Below are 24969 nucleotides of genomic sequence, written 5' to 3' on the forward strand. Positions count from 1 at the left end.
GCCGCAAAAAACAAAGGCCCGGGAATTCCCGGGCCTCTGCAGGTCTACCTTGGCATCAGCCAGGGCTTACCAGATCACCACCTGTTGCTCGCCGGCGCGGGCCATCGGCGAACCGGCCTTGCACTGGAAGGCCGCGGCAAAGGTCGGCAGGTTCGACGGCGCACCCATGGCGCGGAACTGCGCCGGCGCGTGCGGGTCGGTGGCCAGGCGGACCTTGGCGTTTTCCGGGGTGTACTTGGTGCGCCACACGGTGGCCCAGTTGAAGAAGAAGCGCTGGTCGCGGGTGAAGCCATCGACCTTTGCATCTTCCTTGCCGGCGGAGGCCTTCTGCAGGGCGTCGTAGGCGGTAGCCAGGCCGCCTAGGTCGGCGATGTTCTCGCCCAGGGTCAGGTGACCGTTCACGGACTGGCCGTCGACCTTGTACTGGTCGAACTGCTTGACCAGCTTGCCGGTCAGGCCTTCGAAGTTCTTCTTGTCAGCGGCGGTCCACCAGTCTTCCATGTTGCCGGTCGGCCCGAAGCGTGCACCCTGGTCGTCGTAACCGTGGGTCATTTCGTGGCCGATCACCGCACCGATGCCGCCATAGTTCAGTGCGTCGTCGGCCTTCGGATCGAAGAACGGCGGCTGCAGGATGGCGGCCGGGAACACGATCTCGTTCTGCAGCGGGTTGTAGTAGGCGTTGACCGTCTGCGGGGTCATGCCCCACTCGGTCTTGTCCACCGGCTTGCCGATCTTGGACAGGTTGAACTTGTAATTGAACTCACTGGCCGCGCGCACATTGCCCAGGTAGCTGTCGCGCTGGGTCTGCAGGCCCGCCCAGTCACGCCACTTGTCCGGGTAACCGATCTTCGGAGTGAAGGTTTCCCACTTGGCGATGGCCTTGGCCTTGGTTTCATCGCTCATCCAGCTCAGGCCCTGGATGCGTTCCTTCAGCGAGGCGGCCAGGTTCTTCACCAGCTCTTCCATCTTCGCCTTGGCTTCCGGCGAGAAGGCAACCTTCACGTACAGCTGGCCGAAGGCTTCACCGGCGTCGTTCTCGATGGTGCCCAGCACGCGCTTCCAGCGCGGCTTCTGTTCCTTCTGGCCGTTGAGGGTCTTGCCGTAGAACTCGTAGTTCTCCTGCACGAAGGCATCGGCCAGGTAGGGCGAGGCGCTGTCCACGGTGTGGAAGCGCAGGTAGGCGCGCCACACCGACGGATCGGTATCGCCCAGCGCCTTGCTCACTTCCTCATGGAAGGCCGGCATGGCCAGCGAGAACTTCTCCGGCGCGGCTACGCCCTGCGACTTGAAGAACTCGGTCCAGCTGAAGTTCGGGGTCAGCTTGTCAGCGTCGGCCAGGGTGACCGGGTTGTAGTACAGCTCGACGTTGCGCGACAGCTCCACGCGCGACTTGGAGGCCTTGGCCAGGCGGGTCTCGAACTTGACCACGTCCTCGGCCTGCTTGACAGCGTCGGCAGCGGCGACGCCGGACAGCTCCAGCACCTTGGCGACGTGCGCCTGGTAGGCCTTCAGCTTGTCGGCGTTCTTGGCATCGGTGTAGTAGGTGCTGTCCGGCAGGCCCAGGCCGCCCTGGCTGGCGTAGGCCAGGTTGACGGCCGAGTTCTTGAAGTCGGCTTCGGCGCCGAAGCCGAACAGGACATTGTCACCCTTGGCCGCGCTGCTGCGCAGGTAGTCGGCGATGGCCGCCTTGTCCTGCAGGCCGTCGATCGCGGTGAGGTCGGCCTTCAGCGGCTCGATGCCCTGGGCATTGATCTTGGCTTCGTCCATGCCGGTGGCCCACAGGTCGCCGACGATCTTCTCGATATGGTTTGGGTTCTTGACCTGCGCGACCTGTTCAGCCAGCTGGTGCTGCACGGCCACCGAACGCTCGTCGAGGATGGTGAACGCGCCCCAGCTGGTGCGGTCGCCCGGAATTTCATTGGCGGCCAGCCACTTGCTGTTGACGTAGTCGCCGAAGGCGCCACAGGCGTCCTTGCTGGCATCCAGATCGCTGGGCTGGAAGGCGTTGTAGGCCGGCAGCTTGCTCTCGTCCAGCGTGTAGTTGGTGGCTTCGGCCGCGGCCGGCGTGGAGGCGGTGGCATCCTTGGCCGGGGTTTCGTTCTTGCCGCAGCCGACCAGCGCGGCCGAAACGGCCAGGGTCAGCAGCACGATCTTGGGAGTACGGGTCACTTTGATGGCCTCCAGGCCGAGTGAGTCAGGGAAGGGCCGCGGGGACGGCCGTGGGCCGAACAATACGCCGCCGGCCTGCCCTGCAAGGGTGTCGAAGGTCATGGCCGGGCGCAAGGGGGCCGCTTCGTGGCCCGGAAAAGACAGACCCGGCAAAAGCCGGGTCTGTCGGGGAACTGCGATCAGCCGTGGATCAGAACTTGTACTTCAGACGCACGAACGGGGTGCGGCCGTACAGGTCGTACTGGGTCGCGAATGCCGCAATGTTGCCGTAGCGGGCATCGCTGACGCCGGTGGAGATCAGCGGCGGAGTCTTGTTGAAGATGTTGCTGACACCCACCAGGATTTCCCAGTCGGCCTGCGAGTAGCTGACCGATGCGGTGTGGTAAGTACGCGAATCGACCACGATGTCACGGTAGGAGTTCGGACGGCCCTGGTAGATGAAGACCGGATCCAGGTCGATGTCCTTGGTCTTGTGGATGTAGGTGGTCAGCCAGTTGAAGGTCCAGTCTCCACGGGTCAGGCTGAGTGCCAAGTTGCCCACAACCTTCGGACGCCCGATGTCACCGAGAAGCTCATTGGACGAAAGGCCACTTTCTTCAGCGCTGGAGAAGACCTGCTGGGTATCCTCGATGGTGTAAGTGACCTGGGTTTCGGCAGAGAACTTGCCGAACGAGAAGTCGTGGTCGAAGTTCGCAGTCAGATCGTAGCCGCGGGTGCGCTGCTTGTTGATGTTGACGTACTGGTTGTACACATCAGTGATGTTCCAAGCCTCATCGCCGGTGCCGGGGTTGCGGACCAGCAGGCCGCAGAAGGCGTTCGGATACACCGCAGCACCATAGCAACCCTTGACGATGTCCGCCGTGGTGATCTGGCCGATCTCGTTCTTCACCTGATAATCGAAGTAATCGATTGCCACACTCAGATTGGCAAAAGTGGGGGTGAACACGATACCTGCGGTCTTGGCACGGGAGGTCTCCGGAATCAGCTGGCCTGCACCGCCGCCCGAATATACAGTTGCACTGCTGCCGGCACCTGCGTAGTCGGCAGGAATGCCTGCCGCGGCACAGTTGCGCTGGTAGTTGGTGTTGGAGCTCTCACCCCAGCGGATGCAGGGGTCGATGCCGGTCTGTCCCAGGAAACCGGTCTGGTTGCCCAGATACAGCTCATACAGGCCCGGAGCACGGTAGGAGGTGCCGATCGAGCCGCGCAGGCGCAGCGACGGAATGACCTGCCAGTTGAGGCCCACCTTCCAGACCTCGTCGGTGCCATCCACCGAGTCGTACTGGAATGCGCGGCCGGACGCGTTCAGGCTCAGCGACTCAATCGCGGGCAGGCCCTTCAGCAGCGGAACATCGAATTCAACAAATGCTTCCTTGACCCTGTCGTCGCCCTTCGTGACATTGGCCGAGCTCGAGCCCCAAAGGTCCTGTGCCTTTGACAGTTCACCCGGCTGGTCATCGATCGAGTAGTAGCGGTACTCCAAGCCCGCAGCTACGCCCACAGCACCTGCCGGCAGCTCGAACAGGTCGCCGCTGACGACGGCATTGATCGTGGCCTGCTTGTAGATCGTCTTACCCCAATCCCACTGTCCCAGCAGATTGCTGAGTTCATCGACTTTGGCCCCGCTCAGATAGCCCGGATCGAGGTAGTTCAGTGTCGGCGCGTTGTCAGTGTAGTCAACGTCGCCGGTCTTGGAGGCCTGGATGCCGAAGTTGCCGTACTTGCCCTTGGAGTGGCTGAAGTTGGCATTGACTTCCCATGCCCAAGTGTCAGTGCCCTTGAACAGACCATCGAGCTTGGTCGCGCCGTAGAAGTAGTCGACCGTGACGTCCTGCTGCGACTTGAACGGCATGATCGGACGGATGACGCCGGTGAAGCCCGAACCTGCCGGTGCCTGGATCCGCGGGAAGAACTGGCGCCAGCGGAAGGATTCGGTCTCGCGTCGGTTGAACAGCCACTGGGTCTTCCAGTTGACGGAGTCGAAGGCGAAATCGGTGGCTACGAAGACGCTTTTGCGCTCCTGCTGGTTGATGATCTGCTCTTCACCAAAGCGTGCGAAGTTCAGCGGCTCATCATAGTAGGCCTGGCCGCCGCCTGCGTAGGTACGGGTGGTACGCGGGCGATAGCCGGGGAGTGGGCCGATGGTGTTGCCTTCCGGTGAAGGGACATAGCGGATGGCACCTACGTCGACAACGTTATGCAGCAGGTTGTTGCAGTTTGCCAGGTTGGTGCCGGCAGTGATTGAGCGGTCCTGACGGTCGATGCGGTTGCCATCGGCATCCTTGACCAGATCATTGCTGCAGTTCAGGTAGTCACGGTCGTTGCGGTTCAGTTCGTAGTGCTTGTACCACTCTGCCGCAGCCACGATGCTGCCTTTCTCGAAGTTCCAGCCGTTGGCCAGTGAGGCAGCGAACACTTCACCGCCGCCTTCGGTCGGCACGCGGCCGGTAACGGTCAGCTCCGGGCGCTCGATGTTCTTCTTGGTGATCAGGTTGACCACACCGGCCACGGCGTCGGAACCATAGATCGAGGACGAACCGTCCTTCACGATCTCGGCACGCTGCAGGATGGCGGTGGGAATGACGTTCAGGTCGAAGGCGCCGACGGCGCCACGGGTACCGGCTGGGCCGGGGCGCTGGCCATCGAGCAGCACCAGGGTGCGGTTGGCGCCCAGGCCACGCAGCGAAACCGTCTGCACGCCAGTACCGCCGTCCACGACGAAGCCGCCGAACTGGTGGGTGATCTGGGTTTCGGCCGAACCGATGGCCGACTTCTGCAGGAACTCGGCCACGTTGACCTGGCCCTGCTTCGCGTTGGTTTCGGCATTGATCGTGAACACCGGCGAGGTGGTCTCATAGTCCGCACGACGGATCAGAGAGCCGGTGACAGTAATCTTGTCAAGATCCGTCGCGCGCTGGGAAGACGAGGAAGTGCTTGACGCCTTTGCTTCCTGCTGGGTGGATTCCTGGGCCAGAGCCGGTGCGACCTGCAGGCAGGCCAGCACAGCAAGAGTCAACGGGACGCGGCTTGGCTTGGTTTGGCGGTTGGCGGTGCGCATTTCGTTTTGATCCCCACTTGTTATGCTTCGGTTAATGGAGTGTATGTGTCGCGTAAAGTAAATGCAACATGAATGATAAAGATCCTTAACTTGTTGTTAGTAAGGGAAAATTCAGGGATTTGCGCATGAAAAAGCCCCTGCCGCGCGGGCAGGGGCTTGGAGGGAGGCGCTTGATGCTGGGGAGAGATCAGAGGCCGCCGGGGCCGCAATCCTTGCTCAGGTAGTCGGCCATGAGCGTCAATGTCGTCCGGAAGTGCACGGGGTACCACGGCATGCTGTGCGGCATGTCGGGGATCAGCTCGAACCGGGCTGGGACCTTGCCCTGTACGCCGTTGTAGAAGTTCCTCGCATGGAAGGACGGCGTGCGTACGTCACGGTCGCCGACGAAGGTCAGCAGAGGAATCGTGGCCTTCGCGGTGTTCTGCATCGGGTCCATGCCCTTCACCGTGCGCCCCTGCAGAATGCGCTGCAGGCGGTTCTGGCTCCAGGAGGTGCCCAGCCGGCCAAGATCGGTGACCGGGGCACCCGCGATGGCGCACTGGTAGGGCGATGGGCTCCGGACCGTTGCGGCGGCAGCCGCGAAGCCGCCGTAGGAATAGCCGAAGATCGCGATACGGTCCTTGGCGGCGATGCCCTGTGAGACGAGCCAAGCGGCGCCGTCATCCTTGTCGTCCTGCATCTTCTGCCCCCACTCGGCGTCACCTGCCAGCCAGAGCTTGCGGCCAAGGCCGGCGCTGCCGCGGTACTGGGGGCGCAACACGGCGTAGCCGCGCGAAGTGAAGAACGGTACCCAGCCGGATGCATCCCAGCCGGTGTAGTCGCGCGCCCACGGCCCGCCGTGCGGATGAACGAGTGCCGGCAGCGGGCCGTCGCCCTGCTTCCAGCCCGGCGGGAGATCCAGAATCGCTGGAATCTGCAGCCCATCGCGTGCGGTGTAGGTCACCCAGCGTTGTTCGCCAATCTGTTTGCTGTCCACCCAGGGGCGCTCATTGCCGAGTGGCACGACATCCTTGCGATCGGCCAGGATGAAGTAGCTCTTCGGGTTGCGGTTGCTTTCCGTGGTGAACAGGACGCGCGAAAGGTCGTCGTTGTAGCCGGTGATGTAGATGCTCAGGCCGGGATAGGCTTTCTGCAGGCCCTCCTGCAGGGCCTTCATCTGCGGATCCACGTACACGGCCTGTCGCTGCGGACCGTCGATATAAAAGCCGAGGACCTGGTTGAAGTTGCTCTTGCGCGTACCCAGGATCAGTGAACTGATCGAGAAGGACGGATGGGCGGCCAGAGGCTCCTTGTCGAACTCCTTTTTGGCAGGATCGTACAGTCGCGCCTGCACCAGATCGGAGAACTGGTCGGTCAGCACGTACAGCTTGCCGCTGTCATCGTCTATGCCGACGACTTCCACCGTATAGCGTTCGCTCAGTCGGGTGGTCAGGGGGGCGTGCACTTCGAACTGGCCGGCGCTGTTCTTGATCAGAATGCGTTGTTCGAAATCGTCGGAGCCGGCGGATTCGACCTGGGTCTGGGTAAGGACTTCACCTGTGCGGGGATGGAACAGGCCGGGTGACGTGCGGGAGCTGCCCTTGAACAGCAGTTCGGTCTGGCCCGTGCGCAGGTTGAAGCGGTAGTAGTTGGCCTGCAGCGTGGCCTCATTGAGCTGGCTGATGATGACCCTGTCTGCATCCAGCGGCAGCCCATGGACGAGCGAGGCGGTACCCGCAAGTTCGAGGCAGCGAAGGGTCTCGGGGCTGACCCCGAGCGTGCGGGTGTTGTTGGCGAAAGCCTCGTCGAACTTGGTCTGGGTTGCGTCGGTGAGGTAGGCCTTGGTCAGGAAGGTCTTGGTGGCTCCCGTACTGTTGCCTTCACCGCAGCCGCCGAGTTTGCCTGTCCATTCCTGGCGCCCGATGACGAGGTTGCGTCCCGCCTTCAGTGCGCTTGCCGCGATGAACTTCATCCGGTCACCGGATGGCGTGATGGCGACCGGGCCGGCGCCGAGGTTATCCAGGTTCCAGTTGGCCAGGGCGGTATCGCTGTTGTCGCTGCCGGGCGCGGCGACGATCGCGACCAGCTGCTTGCCGTCGGTGCTCATGGTGACCGACTGGATGGTGGGGATCTTGGCGAAATCCTCGGCTGGCAGAGGGCTTGCGAGGGCAGGGGCAATGCACAGCGCCGCCAGTGCGGCGGCGCCAAGGCGGGCGGGGGACAAGCGCAGTTCCATGGTCGGCAGGGTCCTTGTGGCGGGCACATCAATATGACCTGAAGATGAACGAAGACGTGAATCCAGTCAACTTGGCGTGAATGCCCGGGCGCGCGTCACGCAAAAAAAGACCCCGCCGGGGCGGGGTCTTTGGTGCGGCAAGGGCCTGGATCAGTGATCGCCAAACTCGTACTTGGCCTGCACATAGATGGCACGCCCGTAGGCGTTGTACAGGTAATTGTTGTACGGCTGGCCGCTGGTGCCGGCGAAGCTGAAGCGCTGGTTGTCCGGCATCTTGTTGAACACGTTGTTGACCATCAGCGACAGGGTCAGGTTGTCCAACGCACGGTAGTTCACGCTCAGGTTGTAAGTGGTGTAGGAGCCCCACTTGCCTGCCTTGTAGCCGGAGCTGTGGACGTAGTCGTAGCCATTGCCCACGTACGCCATGTAGTTCGGCGTCCTGCCAATGTAGTTGGCGTACAGGGTGGTGGTCCACTTGTCCTTGGCCCAGCCGACCGAACCATCGGCGCGCACCTTGGCGTACGAGTCGTACACCCACATCGCGTACGGGTCACGCAGCAGGTCCAGGAACTCATCGCCCGGCTGCGGCTGCAGTTCGCGCTTGAGCATGTCGGTGTAGTTGCCCGAGAACTGAAGCGAACCGAAGCGGCCCATGTCGTGCACGTACTTGAAGCTGGCGGTCAGCGCTTCCAGGTTCTGGCGGGCGACGTTCATCTTCGGGGTATAGATCTCGTCCAGCACGCCGGACGCATCGCGGGTGATCCAGTCGTTGACGTTCTGGCAGCTGGCCGAGGTGTTGTTGGCCTGGCCGCCACGGCAGTAGTACTCAGCCAGCAGCAGCTGGTCGGAGCTGAGCGTATCGACCTCGTTCTTGATCTTCCAGTTGTAGTAGTCCACCGACAGCGACAGGTTGTTGATCGGTGCCCACACAACACCTGCATTCCAGACGTCGGCGGTGATCGGTTCCAGGTCCGGATTGCCGGCGCGGGTGCCGAACACCGAGACGCTGTCATACGGGCAACCGGTGGTGTTGGCCGGGTCGTAGCCCAACTGGCCGCAGCGGTAGTAGTCGGTGGAGCCGTTGGCGTAGTAGCCGCTACGGCCCTGGAATGCGTCGGACAGGGTCGGAGCGCGGAACGCCGTACCGTACTTGCCGCGGAACAGCAGGCTTTCGATCGGACGGAACTCGATGCCGATGCTGTAGGTGGACTTGTCGACGGTGTTGCTGCCGATCTTGAAGGCGTCGTAGCGACCGGAACCGGTCACCGTCAGCATGTCATGCAGGGGCAGGCGCAGTTCGCCGGTCACCGCATAGTTGCTGCGGTGGCCAGCACCGGAGACCGCCGTGGTGCCCCAGACGCTGCCATCCATCAGGCCCGGATCGGGGCTGTAGTCCCAGCCTTCGCTTCCACCTTCAACGACCACGGCCAGGCCGGCGTCGCCGCCGGGCAGCTTGAACAGTGATCCATTGGTGACCTGTGCACGGGCCAGGTTCTGCCAGGTGCGGCTCTGGCTGTAGCTGTAGCCGGTGAAGGTCTGGAAGTCACCGGCCGGCAGCGGCGCGTAGAACGCTTCCCAGTTCGGGCTGTAGATGTCGTAGCCGGTGCTGGTGGTTCCCAGCACCGGGCCGAGCACGCGCTGTTCGAAGTAATCGTTGATCGGGTCATTCCAGCGCACGAAGTTGCGCTCGGTCAGCTTGTACTCGCCGCGGGTGAAGCTGAGGCTGTAGTCCCAGTTGCCGGCCGTGCCGCGGCCGCCCAGCGTCACCTGATAGGCCTTGTTGCGGTCGGTGTTCATGATGTCGCGGTAGCCGGCGCCGCCGATGTCTTCCGGGGCGAACACGCGCTGCAGGTTCATGTACTGGCCGCTGGCCTGGTCGTAGAAGCGGCCCCAACCGGAAGAGGTGCCCCACCAGGTGTAGCCGGAACCCGTCGCGTACTTGACCTCTTCCAGGCTGTACAGCGCATCGCCGAACAGCTGGAAATTGTCATTCACGTCGAAGGTGGCAGAGCTGTAGATCTGCGCGCTTTCCTTGCCGTTCTTGATGGTCTTGTAGCCGGTGCCATAGGTCGAGCCACATGCCTGGCCGGTGGGCCGGGTGCCGAGCACCGTGGTGCCATCGAACTGCCCGGCCACATTGGCGCACAGGTTCGGATCCATCATGGCGTAGGCGTTGTTGGCCGCCGGCAGTAGCACCAGGAAATCGTTGGAGACGTACTGCGGGCTGTAGCCGTCGGGGTTGTTGACCTTGGTCAGATCGCGTTGGTAGCCCCAGATCGGGCTGGTCTTTTCGTACTGCACATTGACCAGCGCGTGGAAGCGGTCATCGACACCATTGAAGCCGCGGGCGCCGCTGAAGCGGAAGCTGTTGCCGCCGCCTTCGCTGTAGGCGCCGCCACGGACGTTGAGGACGCCACCATCCATGCGTTCCTTGAGGATGATGTTGACCACGCCAGCGATCGCATCGGAGCCATACAGTGAGGACTGGCCGCCCGGCAGGATCTCGATGCGCTCGACGATGTCGATCGGAATGCCGCTGATGTTGTTGAACGTATCGCCGCCGTTGTACAGCGCCGGATACGAAAGCATCGGGCGGCCGTTGATGAGGTACTTGGTGTAGCCCGGGCTGAGGCCGAACATGCCGGCGGCTTCGGCGCCCTGGGTGAACGAGGCCGAGGTCTGGCCACCCTGCAGGCCGCCAGTGGACAGCGAGGACTGCTGCAGGACATCGGCAACGCTGGTGAAGCCGCGGGTCTGGATGTCCTCGGCGGTCACGGTCAGGACCGGCGTGTGGTTCTCGATCTCGGTCTGCGGAATCAGCGAACCGGTGACCGTCACGCGGTCAAGCTGGGTCGGTGCATTGCCGCTTTGCGCCAGGGCCGTGCCGGAGGCGAGCAGTGTGCCGAGCAGGGCGAGCGTCAGTGGGTGACGCGAGAGTGTGGAACGATGGCGAGACATGGAAAATCCCCGTAGTGAGCGATGTCTTGGCTACCGGCTTCCGTGTCGGCTTAACGATCTGTTCAGTTGCATTCCATTCAGCCGGACCGTAACACGCACTTAACGCAGGGAACACACGATCGTCATTTCGTCAATCGGGCTTTTGCCTGAAAAATGGCGGTATATCAATGACTAACGCCAATTGTTTTGGAGTGTTTCAAAAGATGGCGATATGGAGGGCATTCTTTCGTAGTGCATTTGCTGCTTCTGCATCAATGCTTTACCGAAGGCTTCCTGGAACCAAAAAAAAGGCCCCGCCGAAGCGGGGCCTGGTCCAGACACGAAGTCCGGAAAACGACGGGATCAGAAGTTGTACTTGACCTGGGCCGAGATCTGGCGGCCGTAGACGCTGTAGAAGCCGTCATTGAACGGGGTCGATTCGTTGCCCGGGTAGTTGTAGCGCTGGCCTTCCGGCAGCTTGTTGAACACGTTGTTGACCATCAGCGACAGGACCAGATCTTCCTGTGCCTGGTAGTTCATGCTCAGGTTGTACGTGGTGTACGAACCCCACTTGCCGGCCTTGGCGCCGGAGGAGTGGACGTAGCCGTAGCTGCGGCCGGTGTAGGCCAGGTAGTTCGGGGTGCTGCCGACGTAATTGGCGTACACGGTGGTGGTGAACTTGGCGATGTTCCAGGCCACCGACAGATCGCCGCGGACCTTGGCGAAGTTGTCGTAGTACCACATGTTGTACGGATCGCTCAGCAGATCCAGCTTGGCGGCACCCGGCATCGGCTGCACTTCACGCTTCAGCATGTTGGTGTAGTTGCCGGAGAACATCAGCGAGCCGAAGCGGCCGATATCCTGCTGGTACTTGGCCGCCACGGTCACCGCTTCCAGGTTCTGGCTGGCAACGTTGAGCTTCGGCGTGTACACGCGGGTCAGGTTGCCACCGGCATCGCGGGACACCCAGTTGGTCACGTCACCGCAGCTGGCCGAGGTGTTGTTCGGCAGGCCGTTGTGGCACTGGTACTCGGCCAGCAGCAGCTGGTCGCTGCTGAGGGTCTTGACCTCGTTCTTGATCTTCCAGTTGTAGTAGTCGGCCGACAGCGAGAAGTTGCTGACCGGAGCCCACACCACGCCTGCGCTCCAGACGTCGGCGGTGATCGGCTTCAGGTCCGGGTTGCCGGACTTTTCGCTGTACACCGAAGTGTTCTTGTAGAACGAGCAGGCCTCGTCACGCAGGCCGTAACCCATCTGGCTGCAGCGGTAGTAGTCGTTCTGGCCGGACGAGTACGAACCGCTCATGCCCTGGAAGGCATCGGACAGGGTCGGTGCGCGGAAAGCGGTACCGTACTTGCCGCGCAGCAGCAGGCTCTCGATCGGACGGAATTCCAGACCGATGCTGTAGGTGGCCTTGTCGACGGTCTTGTCGGCGATCTTGAAGGCGTCATAGCGGCCCGACGCGCTGACGGTCAGCTTGTCGTGCAGCGGCATGCGCAGCTCGCTGGTGACCGCATAGTTGCTGCGGTGGCCGGCACCGGCGACAGCGGTGGTGCCCCACACATTGCCATCAACGAACGCCTGGTCCGGCGAGTAGTCCCAACCTTCGCTGCCACCTTCCAGCACGACGGCCAGGCCGGCGTCACCGCCCGGCAGGCTGAACAGCGAGCCGTTGGTCACCTGCACGCGGCCCAGGTTCTGCCAGGTCTTGCTGCGATGGGTACCGTAGCCGGTGAAGCTGGCGAACTGGTCCGGAGTGATCGGCGAGTAGAAGGCCGCGTAGTCCGGGTTGTAGATGCCGAAGCCGCCAGCCGAGGTGCCCAGGCGCGGGCCCAGCACGGTCTGGCCGAAGAAATCTTCGATCTTGTCCTTCCAGCGCACGAAGCGGTTCTGGTCCAGGCGGTACTCACCACGGGTGAAGCTGGCGCTGTAGTCCCAGTCGCCGACCATGCCCTTGCCGCCCAGGGTGACCTGGTAGGCACGGCTTTCGTCGGAGTTCATGATGTTGTTGTAGTGGCCCGGGCCGATTTCTTCCGGCGCGAAGGCGCGCTGCAGGTTCACGACCTTGCCCAGGCCCTGGTCGTAGAAGCCGCCCATGACCGACTTGGTGCCCCACCACAGGGCGCTGGAGCCGGAGGTGAACTCGGTCTTTTCCTTGCTGTACAGCACATCGGCGAACAGCTGGAAGTTGTCGTTCACGTCGAAGGTCATCGACGAGTAGAACTGGCCGCTGTTCTTGCCGTTCTTCAGGGTCTTGTAGCCGGCGCTGTACACCGAACCGCAGGACTCGCCCGACGGGCGCTGGCCGACCACGGTGGTGCCGTCATACAGCCCAGCAACGTTCGCGCAACGGCTCGGGTCCATCATCAGCAGCTTGTTGTCAGCGTTGGTGATGACGGCGAAGTCGTTCGACGGAACCTGGGCGGTGTAGCCGACCGGGTTGTTCTGGCGGGTGATGTCGCGCTGGTAGCCCCAGATCGGGCTGCCGTTCTCGATCTGCACGTTGAACAGTGCATGGAAGCGGTCATCGAAGGCATTGATGCCCTTGGCAGCGCTGAAGCGGATGTTGCTGCCACCGCCTTCAGTGTAGGTGCCGCCACGGAGGGTCATGGTGCCGCCGTCCATGCGCTCCTTCAGGATGATGTTGACCACACCGGCGATCGCGTCCGAGCCGTACAGCGAGGACTGGCCGCCCGGCAGCACTTCGATGCGCTCGACGATGTCGATCGGAATGCCGCTGATGTTGTTGAAGGTCTCGCTGCCGTTGTACAGCGCCGGATACGAGAGCATCGGGCGGCCGTTGATCAGGTACTTGGTGTAGCCCGGGTTCAGGCCGAACATGCCGGCAGCTTCGGCGCCCTGGGTGAACGAACCCGAGGTCTGGCCACCCTGCAGGCCGCCGGTGGTCAGCGACGACTGCTGCAGCACTTCAGCAACACTGCTGAAGCCGCGGGTCTGGATGTCTTGGGCGGTGATGGACATCACCGGGGTCTGGGTTTCAACCTGGGTCTGCGGGATCAGCGAACCGGTGACGGTGATCTTGTCCAGGTTGGTCGCCTTGTCCTGGGCCATTGCCGGGGCGGCGGCCATCAGAGCGGAAATCAGGGCGACGGCGAGCGTGTTGCGACGTGCGGTGTTGCTTACGTAGTTCATGTAGTTCCATTGGAGAGCAAAAACAAAAACGGCACTGCGCATGCGCCATCGCGCGGGCTGGAAATGCCAGCTCCGCAGCCCAAAACAGTGCGGGTCGAACGTAACATGAACTTAACAATCTGTGTACGAATCTGTAGCAATCCTGAATTTCAGTCAGGTTACGTCCAGCTTGTATGATGCTCGGTTATTCCCCCTGACCCCGTTGGTGCTCGTTGTGAACAGTTCTCCCCGCCGTCCCCATGCAAGCCAGGTCCAGAAGGGACTTACGCCGCATGCCCGCATCCGCAACGTGATCGCGGTTGGTTCGGGCAAGGGCGGCGTCGGCAAGTCGACCACTGCGGTCAATCTGGCCGTGGCCCTGCAGCAGCTCGGCGCACGCGTGGGCGTGCTTGATGCGGACATCTACGGGCCGAGCGTGCCGGCCATGCTGGGCCTGTCCGGTCGCCCGGAAAGCCCCGACAACAAGAGCATCGAGCCGCTGCGTGCGTTCGGCGTGGACACCATGTCGATCGGCTACCTGATCGAAGAAGACACGCCGATGATCTGGCGTGGACCGATGGCCACCTCGGCGATGACCCAGCTGTTCAATGACACCCTGTGGGATGACCTGGACTACCTGCTGATCGACCTGCCACCGGGCACCGGTGACATCCAGCTGACCCTGACCCAGAAGATCCCGCTGGCCGGCGCGGTGATCGTCACCACCCCGCAGGACATCGCCACGCTGGATGCGAAGAAGGCGCTGAAGATGTTCGAGAAGGTCGAGGTGCCGGTGCTCGGCATCGTCGAGAACATGGCGGTGCATACCTGCAGCAGCTGCGGGCATGTCGAGCACCTGTTCGGCGAGGGCGGCGGCGAGCGCATGGCCGCGCAGTACGGCGTGCCGTTGCTGGGTTCGTTGCCGCTGCAGATCGGCATCCGCGAGCAGGGCGATTCCGGTACCCCGATCACCGTGGCCCAGCCGGATTCGGTCCCGGCCCAGGCCTACCGCCATGCCGCCCAGCGCCTGATCGAGGAGGTTGGCAAGCGTCCGCGTGCCTCGATCCCGATCCTGTCGTCGCTGCTGTAAGTGCCAGGGCAGGGGCCGCCGGCGACGCCCGGCCCCCTGCTAGAATCCTCGCGCCCCCTCGTACCCCAGGACAAAGCATGAGCATCAAGAGTGACCGTTGGATCCGCCGCATGTCCGAGCAGCACGGCATGATCGAGCCGTTCGAGGCCGGGCAGGTCAAGCAGGCCAACGGCGAGCGCATCGTCAGCTATGGCACCTCCAGCTACGGCTACGACGTGCGCTGCTCGCGCGAGTTCAAGGTGTTCACCAACATCAACTCGACCATCGTCGATCCCAAGCACTTCGATCCGGGCAGCTTCGTGGATATCGTCGGCGATGAATGCATCATCCCGCCCAACAGCTTCGCGTTGGCGCGCACCGTGGAGTACTTCCGCATCCCGCGCGACACCCTGGTGGTGTGCCTGGGCAAGAGCACCTACGCGCGCTGCGGCATCATCGTCAACGTGACCCCGCTGGAGCCGGAGTGGGAAGGCCACGTCACCCTGGAATTCAGCAACACCACGCCGCTGCCGGCACGCATCTACGCCAATGAAGGCGTGGCGCAGATGCTGTTCTTCCAGGCGGCCGCCGATGACATCTGCGAGACGTCGTACCGCGATCGTGGTGGCAAGTACCAGGGCCAGACCGGCGTGACCCTGCCGCGGACCTGAGCGGCGCGCCATCGCATGACGAAAACGCCGGGCATGCCCGGCGTTTTCATGGGTGCGGCCACACGCTGCGCTCGCCGGGCATGGCCCGGCGCCAGCTTATTTCCCGCGACCGAACAGCATCGCGATGCCCACGCCCACCAGTGCCACCGGCCACCAGGTCAACAGCAGCTTGGACAGGTTCAGGTGCGTCCAGCCGAGGTTGCTGGCGAGCATGAACAGGCCGATCAGGATCAGCAGGACGGCGGCAACGAGGTTGAATCGCATCGGGTCGGCAAACGCTCAGGACTGGGCTGGATATCCTAGCCGTTCCTTCCAGTAGGCGACATGCTGGTCCAGCGCACCCGGCTCGTAGCGGTGCGCGGGGCCACTGCCCCAGACCGGGCCCGGCCACGCGGGGTCGCCGTCATGGCGGCCGATCACATGGAAGTGCAGCTGGCGCACGATGTTGCCCAGCGCCCCGATGTTGATCTTTTCCACCCCGTCGGAGCCCTTCAGGGCCTTGCAGGCGCGGTTGAGCTCGGTGCGCAGCTTGTCCTGCTGCTCGCCGTCCAGCTCGATCCACTCGGTCACCCCGGCCAGGCGCGGTACCAGCACCAGCCAGGGGAATCGTTCGTCGTTCATCAGCCGCACTTGCGACAACGGTCCTTCCGCCACCAGCACGCTATCGGTGGCCAGGCGTGAATCGAGTTCGAATTCGCTCATCCAAGATGCTCCGAGAAGAAGTCCAGGGTGCGTTGCAGCGCCAGGGTGGCGCTGTCTGGATCATACGCATGTCCGACCTCCCGGTTGAAGGCGTGGTCGGCCGGATAGACGAAGGTGGCCATCTGCGGCAGCTTCTCGCGATGGGCCTGCACGGCCTCCGGCGGGATGCTCTTGTCCTGGGCACCGAAGTGGAAGATCACCGGGGCCTTGGGTGTCTCATCCAGGAACTGGACGTTGCGCGCACCGTAGTAGCTGACCGATGGCAGGCCCAGACGCAGGGCCGACAGCATCGCCACCGTGCCGCCCCAGCAGTAGCCCACCGTGCCGACCTTGCCGTAGGGGGCCAGCCGGGTCGCTGCGGCACGGACCACCTCCAGCGCCTTCTCCATGCCCAGTGCGGTCACCCGTTCTAGGCCCTGCTTCACGCCGTCGGCGTCATAGGGCAGGGCGTCCGGATCGGCTTCTGTGCCGTCAATCAGGTCGAAAAAGGACGGCGCCAGCACCGCATAGCCTTCGGCCGCGAAGCGCTCGGCCACGCCGCGGATGTGCGGGTTGGCGCCGAAGATTTCCTGCACCACCACCAGCCCGCCACGCGGGGTGCCCTCCGGCAGGGCGTGCCAGGCCCGTACCGGGCCGTGATGCGTATCCAGGGTGATCCACTCGGCCATCGTTTCCATCTCGTTGCGGGGAACAGAACCGCATTGTCGGCGCTGCGTGGGTTAGCGCGGTGTCAGCGGCTGTGCGTGATCGGGCGGCTGGCCATTCAGAGCGCGGCCGCCAACCCCGGTATACTGGCGCCCTTTCAGGCCCCGGCCCCCAGGAACCCCTGCCACGACGGCAGGGGCCCAGGCCCCCAGAGTCCCGCGATTCCATGTCCCAGCTGAACCCCAAAGTCGGCTTCGTCAGCCTTGGCTGCCCGAAGGCCCTTGTCGATTCCGAACGCATCCTTACCCAGCTCCGCTCGGAAGGCTACGACATCGTGCCGTCCTACGATTCGGCCGACGTGGTGGTGGTCAACACCTGCGGCTTCATCGATTCGGCGGTGACCGAGTCGCTGGACGCGATCGGCGAGGCGATGAACCAGAACGGCAAGGTCATCGTCACCGGCTGCCTGGGCAAGCGACCGGAGCAGATCCGCGAGGCGTACCCCAACGTGCTGGCGGTGTCCGGCCCGCAGGACTACCAGAGCGTGATGGAAGCGGTGCACGAAGCGCTGCCGCCCAAGCACGATCCGTTCGTGGACCTGGTGCCCGACTACGGCATCAAGCTGACCCCGCGTCACTATGCCTACCTGAAGATTTCCGAGGGCTGCAACCACAAGTGCAGCTTCTGCATCATTCCGTCGATGCGCGGCAAGCTGGTCTCTCGCCCGGTGGATGAAGTGCTGCGTGAAGCCGAGCGCCTGGTGCGTGGTGGCGTGCGCGAGCTGCTGGTGGTTTCGCAGGACACCTCGGCCTACGGCGTGGACGTGAAGTACGCCGAGAAGATGTGGCGCGACAAGGCCTACCAGACCCGTCTGAAGGCGCTGTGCGAAGGCCTGTCCGAGCTGGATGCGTGGGTGCGCATGCACTACGTCTACCCGTACCCGCACGTGGACGAGGTGGTGCCGCTGATGGCCGAAAACCGCATCCTGCCGTACCTGGACATCCCGTTCCAGCATGCCAGCCCGCGCATCCTGCGCCTGATGAAGCGCCCCGGCGCGGTCGAGAAGACCCTGGAGCGCGTGCAGAACTGGCGCCGTATCGCGCCGGACATCACCGTGCGTTCCACCTTCATCGTCGGCTTCCCCGGCGAGACCGAGGCCGAGTTCGAAGAGCTGCTGTCGTTCCTCGACGAAGCGCAGCTGGACCGCGTCGGCGCGTTCGCCTATTCGCCGGTCGAGGGTGCCACCGCCAACGACCTGCCCGATGCGGTTCCGGAGGAAGTGAAGCAGGAGCGCCTGGCCCGCTTCATGGAAAAGCAGGCGCAGATTTCCGCTGCGCGCCTGGAGGCCAAGATCGGCACCGTGCAGCAGTGCCTGGTCGACGCCATCGAAGGCGATATCGCGGTGGCCCGTTCCAAGGCCGATGCCCCGGAGATCGATGGCCTGGTGCACATCCAGAATGCCGACCAGGTGCCGTTGCGCGTGGGTGAGTTCGTCGACGTGGACATCACCGAGAGCGACGAGCACGACCTGTACGGTGACGCGCTGCCGGCCGCCGCCCGCCCGGCATTCGATCTCAAGATGCTGTGACCGCGGCGACGGCCGCCGCCGGTGACGGCAGCGGCGCCCGCCGCTTCGTACCGCCGCCGCGTGCGGCGGTCGATCCACAGGTATTCGGGCACCCGGTGTTTGCCGGATTGCGCGACGTTCGTGATCTGTTGGAAGGCCCGGAGTGGCCGTCCATTGCAGCGCTCGAGGCACGCCTCGCGCTACCGGGCAAGCAGCTGGTCGAGCAGGATGCCAGGCTGCTGGCCGACGGCCTGCACTACGAAGCCCGCATCGCACAGGGCCGCATCGCCACCCGCGCCGACAACTGGCATGACCTGTTCAACGCACTGGTGTGGGCCCACTACCCGCAGCTCAAGCAGGCGCTCAATGCGCAGCAGTGCCGGCATATCGAGGCGATGCCGCCGGGTCAGCGCAACCGCGCGCAGGCGGCACTGACCCAGTTCGACGAAACCGGCGTGATCGTGCGTGTGCGCGATCACACGCTGCTGGCTGCCTGGGATGTGCACGACTGGTGTGCGCTGTTCGAATCGAGACACTGGCTGAGCGGCGACATCGTCATCGCTGCGGTATTCGGGCACGCGCTGATGGAGCAGGCGCTGCTGCCGGGCCGCCGGCTGGTGGGCAAGTGCGTGGTGGTGCACGGCAAAGCCGATGACACCTGCGTTGACGCAGTGACCGCGGCCATCGCCGAAGGCAGGGCAGTGACCGATCCCCTGCAGTTGCGTCCGCTGCCGTTGGCCGGTATTCCTGGCTGGCACGAAGGGCAGGATGACGCCTTTTACGAAAATACCGATTACTTCCGCCCGTTGCGTGCCGGCCGCCAATACCCGCTGCCGTTGCACGGGGCTATGTAGAGTCGACTGTCAATCGACTGCTCTTCGTTCCGAGGCCGTGAACGCCTGACAGATGGCTTTGGCGAGTCATCAACCGCGATTGAGGATCGCGGTGCGTTTGCCGTCCGGCTGCGGAGGTTTGTGCCGCGCTTCGCGCGGTAGTCGACTGACAGTCGACTCTACAACGGCTCGTATTCCACCCCGATTACCGCAAAGGTGAACTGGCCGCCGGGCAGCTCCACCGAGAATTCATCATCCAGCCGCTTCTTCAGCAGTGCACGCGCCAGCGGCGAATCGATGCTGATCCAGCCCAGGCCTGCGTCGGTCTCATCCGGGCCGACGATGCGATAGCGGCTGGTGTCGCCACTGTCCACGTTCTCCAGTTCCACCCACGCACCGAAGAACACCGCCTGCGGATCGGTCGGCGTGGTGTCGACCACGCGCAGCGATTCCAGCCGCTTGGTCAGGTAGCGCACGCGGTGGTCGATTTCACCCAGCTGCTTCTTGCGGTAGGTGTACTCGGCGTTCTCGGAGCGGTCGCCTTCCGCGGCAGCGGCGGCCAGCGCTTTCACCACCTCCGGGCGGCGCACACGCCACAGCTCATCCAGTTCGGCCTTCAACCGGGCGTGGCCGGAGGCGGTGATCAGGGCGGTACTCTTTTCTGCAGGGGGACGCCAACGCGACATGTGGTGCGACTTCTTTTCAGGGGAGCGATGGGGCCGGATCCTTTCCGCAGGAAAGGCGTCCGACCCCGGGAGGACAGATCAGCGCTTGCCGCCGAAGATGCCGCCCAGCAGGCCGCGCACGATCTGGTTGCCCAGCTTGGTGCCGACGGTGCGCGTGGTCTGCTTGGCCATGGTCTCGATCATGCCCTGGCGGCGCTTGGTGCCGAAGATCGCATCCTTGATCGCCTGGCCGAAACCGCCTTCCTGCGCCTCGTCCTGCTCGCGGCTGCGGGCCGCCGGCGCCTGCGCCTGCTCGACGGTCTTCTGCGTACGCTGGGCCAGCAGCTCGGCAGCCGATTCGCGGTTGATCGCGGTGTCGTAGCGGCTGCCGACCGGGCTGCCGGCACGCACCTGGGCGCGCTCGGCCTCGGTGATCGGCCCCATTCGGCAGCGCGGCGGTGCGATCATCGTCTGCTGCACCGGCATCGGCACGCCCTTGTCCTGCAGCGTGGAGACCAGTGCTTCGCCGGTGCCGAGCTGACTGAGCACCTTGGCCACGTCCAGCTTCGGATTCGGCACGAAGGTCTCGGCAGTGGTCTTCACCGCCTTCTGGTCGCGCGGGGTGAACGCACGCAGTGCGTGCTGCACGCGGTTGCCGAGCTGGCCGAGGATGTTGCCCGGTACGTCGTCGGGGAACTGCGAGCAGAAATACACGCCCACGCCCTTGGAGCGGATCAGGCGCACCACCTGCTCGATGCGCTGCACCAGCGAGGCCGGTGCGTCGTCGAACAGCAGGTGGGCCTCGTCGAAGATGAAGACCAGCTTCGGCTTGTCCAGGTCGCCCACCTCCGGCAGCTGCTCGAACAGCTCCGACAGCAGCCACAGCAGGAAGGTGGAATACAACTTGGGCTTGAGCACCAGCTGGTCGGCGGCGAGGATGCCGATCACGCCGCGGCCGTCGTGATTGACCCGCATGATGTCGGCCAGTTCCAAGGCCGGTTCGCCGAAGAAGTTCTCGCCGCCATCCTGTGCCAGGCGCAACACCGAGCGCTGGATCGCAGCGATGGACTGCGCGCTGACCAGACCGTACTCGGTGGAGATGTCCTTGCGTTCCTCGGCAACCAGGCCGAGCAGGGCGCGCAGGTCATCCATGTCCAGCAGCAGCAGGCCGCGATCGTCGGCCAGCTTGAATACGATATCGAGCACCCCGGCCTGGGTGTCGTTCAACTCGAGGATGCGTGCCAGCAGGGTCGGGCCCATTTCGCTGACCGTAGTGCGCACCGGGTGCCCGAGCTTGCCGTACAGGTCCCAGAAAATGGTCGGGCTGGCGGCCGGCGCGTAGTCGGCCACGCCGATCTCGGCGGCGCGCTTGAGCAGGTTCTCGGCACCGGTGCCGGGCACGGCCAGGCCGGACACATCGCCCTTCACATCGGCCAGGAACACCGGCACGCCCAGCCGCGAGAAGCCCTCGGCCAGGGTCATCAAGGTCACGGTCTTGCCGGTACCGGTGGCGCCGGCCACCAGGCCGTGGCGGTTGCCGAGTTTCGGCAGCAGGGTGACGGCAACATCGTCGGTGATGCCTTTGCCGAGCAGAATCGGATCCATGGTCCAGCCCTTGTGGTGAATAGCCCAATGTTAACCGCCGGCGGTGACGGGCCGAAGGTCGGCTTGCCCGGACCTTGGCGGCGCCGCTACTCTGCCTGCCTGTTTCGCACACAGTGCCATCAATGCCCGTTTCTGTCCTGATTTCCCGCGGTTGGCCGCTGCTGGCCCTGGCCGGCCTGGTTTCCCTGGCGCCCGACGCCCATGCGCAGCGGGTTTCGGCCCGGGACAAGGTGAAGGTGGATGCGCTGCAGCAGCGCATGACCGCCGCCGAGAAGCGCTACAGCGATGCGCTGCTGCTGGTCGCCAATGCCGACCCCAAGGGCAGCAACGAGGCGGACGCCGCGCTGGAGGACATGGAAGATGTCCTCAACGACTGCGTGAAGCAGAAGGGCTGCCAGATGGGCACCCTGCTGGCCAGCTACAAGCGTCTGCTCAAGCATGATGCTGATGCCGCTGCCAGCGATGACGTGGCCGATGAGGGGGGTGACCGCCTGGAAGCCGACCCCGACCATATCGGCCCGCTTACCGCCGACGTGCCGGAGGCCGCGCGCGCTGCAGCGCTGCTCAACGACAAGCGACATGCCTTCGACACCATGGTCGAGTACAACCCCGCCGTGCAGGCCGGCATCCGCCGCTGGTTGACCGACATGCGCCCGGCGCTGCTGACCAGCTACGAGAACTACCAGAACCTGCGCGCGGTGATGTGGCCGGAGTGGGAAAAGCGTGGTCTGCCGGAGGCGCTGCTGTTCGGCATCATGGCCAAGGAGTCCAACGGCCGTGTGCATGCCTCCTCGCGTGCCGGCGCCGCCGGGCTGATGCAGTTCATGCCGGCCACCGGCCGCCGCTTCGGCCTGGGCCCGGATGGCACCGGTTTCGACACCCGCTTCGATGCACGCAGTGCTGCAGAAGCCAGTGCCACCTACCTCAACGAGCGCATGCGCGAGCTCAACAACAACGTTGAACTTTCGCTGGCCGGCTACAACGGCGGCGAAGGCCGCGCAGCGCGCGTCTACAAGCAGTACCCGGGGCAGAGCTTCTGGGTGGACAGCGTCTACAACCAGTTCCCCGGCGAGACCAAGGACTATGTGCCGATGGTGATCGCCGCGGCGTGGATTTTCCTGCACCCGCAGCAGTACGGCGTGGAGTTCCCGAAGATCAGCGCGCAACCGGCCACCATTCGCCTGGCGCGATCCACCACGATCTATGAACTGACCATCTGCCTGGGCAGCCATGGCACCCGCGATGGTTACATGCGCGCGCTGCGCAATCTCAACCCACGCTATGAGGCTGATGGCTGGATTCCGGCCGGCACGCTGATCAACGCCACTACCCGCATTGCCGGCCTGTACCAGCGCAACTGCGTCAGCGGTCCGCGTGCCGATCTCGCCCGCACCCTGATCACCGCCGATCTGAACGCGGCGATCAAGCGCCCGACCGCCGCCAGCTACACCGGCAGCGTGGCCGTGGGCGGCGTGGTGCCGGTGGCCGACGCCGCGGCCTCCACCAGCGTGCCGACCACACCGGTCGCTCCGGTAGCCACGCCGCGCCCGGCGGCACGGCCGAAGCCGGTGCGCAACCACAAGGTGGGCCGGGGTGAGACCCTGGGCGCCATTGCCGCGAAGTTCCAGTGCGACGTGCCGACCCTGGCCCGCGCCAACGGCCTGAAGGCCCCGGCCTACAGCCTGCGCCACGGCCAGACGCTGAAGCTGCAGGGCTGCGACAAGTAATCCCCCACGACCTCTGGAACCCACATGGATCTCGAAGACACCCGCAACCTGTTCGCCAACCTCCGCGAAAACACCGACTGGGACATCAACGGCCCGTTGCTGTGGGGGTACTTCTTCGTGCACTCCACTGCTGAGCCGTTGCAGGCACTGGCAGAGCACCTGCAGGCGCAGGGCTATACCTTCGTGGAACTGTTCGAGCAGGAGCCGGAAGAGGGCGACGCGCCGTTCCACGTGCTGCACGTGGAGCGTGTGGAGATCCACGACGAAGCCTCGCTGGACCGCCGCAACCAGGAATTCGCTGCCCTGGCCGCGGAAAAGGGCGTGGAAGACTACGACGGCATGGACGTCGGCCCGGCCCCGGCCCTGCAGTAACGCGCGTACCGGCAGTGCCGGCCGCTGGCCGGCATTCCGTTGTGGAAAAAGGGGACGGAGGGGATTAAGTCGTTTATGCATAAACGACTTAATCCCCTCCGTCCCCTTTTTGTCAGCGTAGCTTCGCCAGCGCCTGGCCCAGCTGCACCGGGCTTTCGGCGCCCAGCTGCGGGGCGAACTCGGCCACGCCCGGCGGCAGCAGCACGATCACGGTCGAGCCGTAGTTGAAGCGCGCCATCTCGGCGAAGCGCTCCAGCTGGATGCCCTGGCCGCGGTAGTCCTTGCGGGTGATGCGGTCACCGTAGGCCGGAATTTCTTCGCCGCTCCACACGGTTTCCACGCCGGACACCAGCAGCGCACCGACCATCACGCTGACCATCGGGCCGAAGCTGGTGTCGAAATGGCAGGCCAGGCGTTCGTTGCGCGCGAACAGGCGCGGCACGCCGTTGACGGCGGCCGGGCCGACGCTGAACAGACGGCCAGGCACGTGCACGGTTTCGCGCAGGGTGCCGGTCCACGGCATGTGCACGCGGTGGTAGTCGCGCGGCGACAGGTACACGGTGGCGTACAGGCCGTCGTTGTACGGCTTGGCGTCCTCGTCACTGCCCAGCAGTTCGGCGGCGGTGAACGACTGGCCCTTGGCCTGGAAGATGCGGCCGGCCTCGATCCTGCCGAGCTGGCTGATGCGGCCATCGGCCGGCATCACCAGGGTGCGCGGATCGGCATCGGCCGCGCGCGCGCCCGGCTTCAGCGCACGGGTGAAGAACTGGTTGAAGGTGGCATAGCTGCGCGGGTCCGGGTTGGCCGCTTCGTCCAGATTGACGTTGAACTTGCGGGTGACCGTGTCGATCAGCCAGCGCGAGACGCGCGGATCGTCCGAGTACGCCAGCGAACGCGCCATCGAGGACAGCAGGCGGTGGGGCAGGGCGTACGTCAGGGCGGTGGTGAGGCTCATGGGGCGGTTTTCTCGGTCAGCTTCTGCAGGTCGCGGGCAATGGCCGGCGCGTTGAACGGGGGGCGCACCAGGCCGGCAAGGCGGCCCTGCGGGTCGAGCACGGCCAAGCTGGCCGAATGCTCGACGGTGTAATCCTCGGGGTTCTCGTCGAAGTGCTTGCCCGGCACCTTCTGGAACACGAAGCCCAGCGAGGTGGCGAAGCGCTCCAGCGAGGGCACATCTGCGGTGGCGGCCAGGGTGTCCTTGTGGAAGCCGTGCACGTACTCGCCGAGGCGGGTGGCGCTGTCACGGTCCGGGTCGACCGAGATGAACAGCACGCGCGGGCGCAGGCTGTCGGGCAGGGCCTCCCACTGGTTCTGCGCGCCGGCCAGCTCGGCCAGGGTGGTCGGGCAGACGTCCGGGCAGAAGGTGAAGCCCAGGAACACCAGGGTCCAGTGACCCTTCAGTTCGCCCGGGATCAGGCGGGTGCCGTCGGACTGGGCCAGATTGAAGTCGGGCAGTTCGCGCGGCTGCGGGTACAGCGTGATCGCTTCGGTGGCCGGGGCATTGGCCGGCGGCTTCGGCGCGAACACCTGCTGGGCGGCCAGCAGGCCGAGACCCGCCGCCAGGGCGATCAGCAGAATGATGCCGGCGTTGCGATTGAACAT

At 64.4% G+C, this 24969-nt stretch carries 18 protein-coding genes; 6 read left to right on the plus strand and 12 right to left on the minus strand.

The features are described from left to right. Positions 1 to 66: 66 nt before the first annotated feature. The 5 genes from R1L06_RS08140 to R1L06_RS08160 all read right to left on the minus strand — a co-directional run bounded on the left by R1L06_RS08140 (position 67) and on the right by R1L06_RS08160 (position 13532). The gene (locus R1L06_RS08140; protein WP_317217404.1) at positions 67 to 2169 is read right to left on the minus strand and encodes a M13 family metallopeptidase; all 2103 of its coding nucleotides are present in this window, start codon (positions 2167 to 2169) and stop codon (positions 67 to 69) included. A 190-nt stretch (positions 2170 to 2359) separates the two neighbouring features. Next, positions 2360 to 5227 carry a TonB-dependent receptor plug domain-containing protein gene (locus tag R1L06_RS08145; RefSeq protein WP_019338609.1) on the minus strand — a complete coding sequence of 956 codons (2868 nt, stop codon included), beginning with the start codon at positions 5225 to 5227 and terminating at the stop codon, positions 2360 to 2362. Positions 5228 to 5414: 187 nt separating this feature from the next. Beyond that, entirely contained in the window at positions 5415 to 7442 is a 2028-nt protein-coding gene (locus tag R1L06_RS08150) for an alpha/beta hydrolase family protein (RefSeq protein ID WP_317217406.1), read from the minus strand. 150 nt (positions 7443 to 7592) lie between these two features. Next, positions 7593 to 10400, minus strand: a complete 2808-nt coding sequence (locus R1L06_RS08155; RefSeq protein WP_317217407.1) for a TonB-dependent receptor domain-containing protein — start codon at positions 10398 to 10400, stop codon at positions 7593 to 7595. 342 nt (positions 10401 to 10742) lie between these two features. Then, positions 10743 to 13532, minus strand: a complete 2790-nt coding sequence (locus R1L06_RS08160) for a TonB-dependent receptor plug domain-containing protein (protein WP_317217408.1) — start codon at positions 13530 to 13532, stop codon at positions 10743 to 10745. Positions 13533 to 13746: 214 nt separating this feature from the next. Between R1L06_RS08160 and apbC the strand changes: the two genes are divergently transcribed. Continuing rightward, on the plus strand, positions 13747 to 14601 hold the full coding sequence (apbC, locus tag R1L06_RS08165) for an iron-sulfur cluster carrier protein ApbC (RefSeq protein ID WP_026347084.1): 855 nt from the start codon (positions 13747 to 13749) through the stop codon (positions 14599 to 14601). Positions 14602 to 14678: 77 nt separating this feature from the next. After that, positions 14679 to 15251 (plus strand): dCTP deaminase, encoded by a 573-nt coding sequence (gene dcd, locus R1L06_RS08170; protein WP_010483020.1) that lies wholly within the window; start codon positions 14679 to 14681, stop codon positions 15249 to 15251. Positions 15252 to 15347: 96 nt separating this feature from the next. Here the strand turns inward: dcd and R1L06_RS08175 are convergent, their stop codons facing one another. Genes R1L06_RS08175 through R1L06_RS08185 form a run of 3 tightly spaced genes read right to left on the minus strand, consistent with a single transcriptional unit; the run spans position 15348 to position 16621 of the window. After that, positions 15348 to 15515 (minus strand): LiaI-LiaF-like domain-containing protein, encoded by a 168-nt coding sequence (locus tag R1L06_RS08175; protein ID WP_005418011.1) that lies wholly within the window; start codon positions 15513 to 15515, stop codon positions 15348 to 15350. A 15-nt stretch (positions 15516 to 15530) separates the two neighbouring features. Then, positions 15531 to 15953: an HIT domain-containing protein gene (locus tag R1L06_RS08180; RefSeq protein WP_049423811.1), complete on the minus strand. Its 423-nt coding sequence runs from the start codon at positions 15951 to 15953 to the stop codon at positions 15531 to 15533. After that, positions 15950 to 16621 (minus strand): dienelactone hydrolase family protein, encoded by a 672-nt coding sequence (locus tag R1L06_RS08185; RefSeq protein ID WP_154264097.1) that lies wholly within the window; start codon positions 16619 to 16621, stop codon positions 15950 to 15952. The genes R1L06_RS08180 and R1L06_RS08185 overlap by 4 nt, the downstream gene beginning before the upstream one ends. A gap of 203 nt (positions 16622 to 16824) precedes the next feature. On the opposite strand from R1L06_RS08185, the gene rimO reads away from it, so the two are divergent. Continuing rightward, positions 16825 to 18186: a 30S ribosomal protein S12 methylthiotransferase RimO gene (rimO, locus tag R1L06_RS08190; protein WP_317217409.1), complete on the plus strand. Its 1362-nt coding sequence runs from the start codon at positions 16825 to 16827 to the stop codon at positions 18184 to 18186. Next, complete coding sequence (locus tag R1L06_RS08195; RefSeq protein WP_317217410.1) at positions 18183 to 19019, plus strand: DUF3025 domain-containing protein; 837 nt, start codon at positions 18183 to 18185, stop codon at positions 19017 to 19019. Before rimO ends, R1L06_RS08195 begins: the two co-directional genes overlap by 4 nt. A 158-nt stretch (positions 19020 to 19177) precedes the next feature. On the opposite strand, the gene greB is transcribed toward R1L06_RS08195, so the two are convergent. Together greB and R1L06_RS08205 are read right to left on the minus strand one after the other, a co-directional pair. Then, entirely contained in the window at positions 19178 to 19684 is a 507-nt protein-coding gene (greB, locus tag R1L06_RS08200) for a transcription elongation factor GreB (RefSeq protein ID WP_317217411.1), read from the minus strand. 78 nt (positions 19685 to 19762) lie between these two features. Next, positions 19763 to 21268, minus strand: coding sequence for a helicase HerA-like domain-containing protein (locus R1L06_RS08205; RefSeq protein WP_345784962.1), 1506 nt, complete (start codon positions 21266 to 21268; stop codon positions 19763 to 19765). 122 nt (positions 21269 to 21390) lie between these two features. Between R1L06_RS08205 and R1L06_RS08210 the strand changes: the two genes are divergently transcribed. Both R1L06_RS08210 and R1L06_RS08215 read left to right on the plus strand, forming a co-directional pair. Further along, on the plus strand, positions 21391 to 22995 hold the full coding sequence (locus R1L06_RS08210; protein ID WP_317217412.1) for a transglycosylase SLT domain-containing protein: 1605 nt from the start codon (positions 21391 to 21393) through the stop codon (positions 22993 to 22995). A 24-nt stretch (positions 22996 to 23019) separates the two neighbouring features. Further along, entirely contained in the window at positions 23020 to 23367 is a 348-nt protein-coding gene (locus R1L06_RS08215) for a ribonuclease E inhibitor RraB (protein WP_032128242.1), read from the plus strand. A gap of 112 nt (positions 23368 to 23479) precedes the next feature. Here the strand turns inward: R1L06_RS08215 and asd are convergent, their stop codons facing one another. Both asd and R1L06_RS08225 read right to left on the minus strand, forming a co-directional pair. Beyond that, positions 23480 to 24322 (minus strand): archaetidylserine decarboxylase, encoded by an 843-nt coding sequence (gene asd, locus R1L06_RS08220; protein ID WP_317217414.1) that lies wholly within the window; start codon positions 24320 to 24322, stop codon positions 23480 to 23482. Then, positions 24319 to 24969: an SCO family protein gene (locus R1L06_RS08225; protein WP_006381470.1), complete on the minus strand. Its 651-nt coding sequence runs from the start codon at positions 24967 to 24969 to the stop codon at positions 24319 to 24321. The genes asd and R1L06_RS08225 overlap by 4 nt, the downstream gene beginning before the upstream one ends.

This window comes from Stenotrophomonas mexicanensis, assembly GCF_032911605.1.
GTDB lineage: Bacteria > Pseudomonadota > Gammaproteobacteria > Xanthomonadales > Xanthomonadaceae > Stenotrophomonas > Stenotrophomonas maltophilia_A.

Bases quoted from the DNA above. Each gene is read 5' to 3' on its own strand.
- rimO (WP_317217409.1), top strand. From the start codon at position 16,825: ATGTCCCAGCTGAACCCCAAAGTCGGCTTCGTCAGCCTTGGCTGCCCG.
- R1L06_RS08185 (WP_154264097.1), bottom strand. From the start codon at position 16,621: ATGGCCGAGTGGATCACCCTGGATACGCATCACGGCCCGGTACGGGCC.
- R1L06_RS08210 (WP_317217412.1), top strand. From the start codon at position 21,391: ATGCCCGTTTCTGTCCTGATTTCCCGCGGTTGGCCGCTGCTGGCCCTG.
- R1L06_RS08155 (WP_317217407.1), bottom strand. From the start codon at position 10,400: ATGTCTCGCCATCGTTCCACACTCTCGCGTCACCCACTGACGCTCGCC.
- R1L06_RS08215 (WP_032128242.1), top strand. From the start codon at position 23,020: ATGGATCTCGAAGACACCCGCAACCTGTTCGCCAACCTCCGCGAAAAC.
- R1L06_RS08225 (WP_006381470.1), bottom strand. From the start codon at position 24,969: ATGTTCAATCGCAACGCCGGCATCATTCTGCTGATCGCCCTGGCGGCG.
- asd (WP_317217414.1), bottom strand. From the start codon at position 24,322: ATGAGCCTCACCACCGCCCTGACGTACGCCCTGCCCCACCGCCTGCTG.
- R1L06_RS08150 (WP_317217406.1), bottom strand. From the start codon at position 7,442: ATGGAACTGCGCTTGTCCCCCGCCCGCCTTGGCGCCGCCGCACTGGCG.
- dcd (WP_010483020.1), top strand. From the start codon at position 14,679: ATGAGCATCAAGAGTGACCGTTGGATCCGCCGCATGTCCGAGCAGCAC.
- greB (WP_317217411.1), bottom strand. From the start codon at position 19,684: ATGTCGCGTTGGCGTCCCCCTGCAGAAAAGAGTACCGCCCTGATCACC.
- R1L06_RS08160 (WP_317217408.1), bottom strand. From the start codon at position 13,532: ATGAACTACGTAAGCAACACCGCACGTCGCAACACGCTCGCCGTCGCC.
- R1L06_RS08175 (WP_005418011.1), bottom strand. From the start codon at position 15,515: ATGCGATTCAACCTCGTTGCCGCCGTCCTGCTGATCCTGATCGGCCTG.
- R1L06_RS08205 (WP_345784962.1), bottom strand. From the start codon at position 21,268: ATGGATCCGATTCTGCTCGGCAAAGGCATCACCGACGATGTTGCCGTC.
- R1L06_RS08180 (WP_049423811.1), bottom strand. From the start codon at position 15,953: ATGAGCGAATTCGAACTCGATTCACGCCTGGCCACCGATAGCGTGCTG.
- R1L06_RS08145 (WP_019338609.1), bottom strand. From the start codon at position 5,227: ATGCGCACCGCCAACCGCCAAACCAAGCCAAGCCGCGTCCCGTTGACT.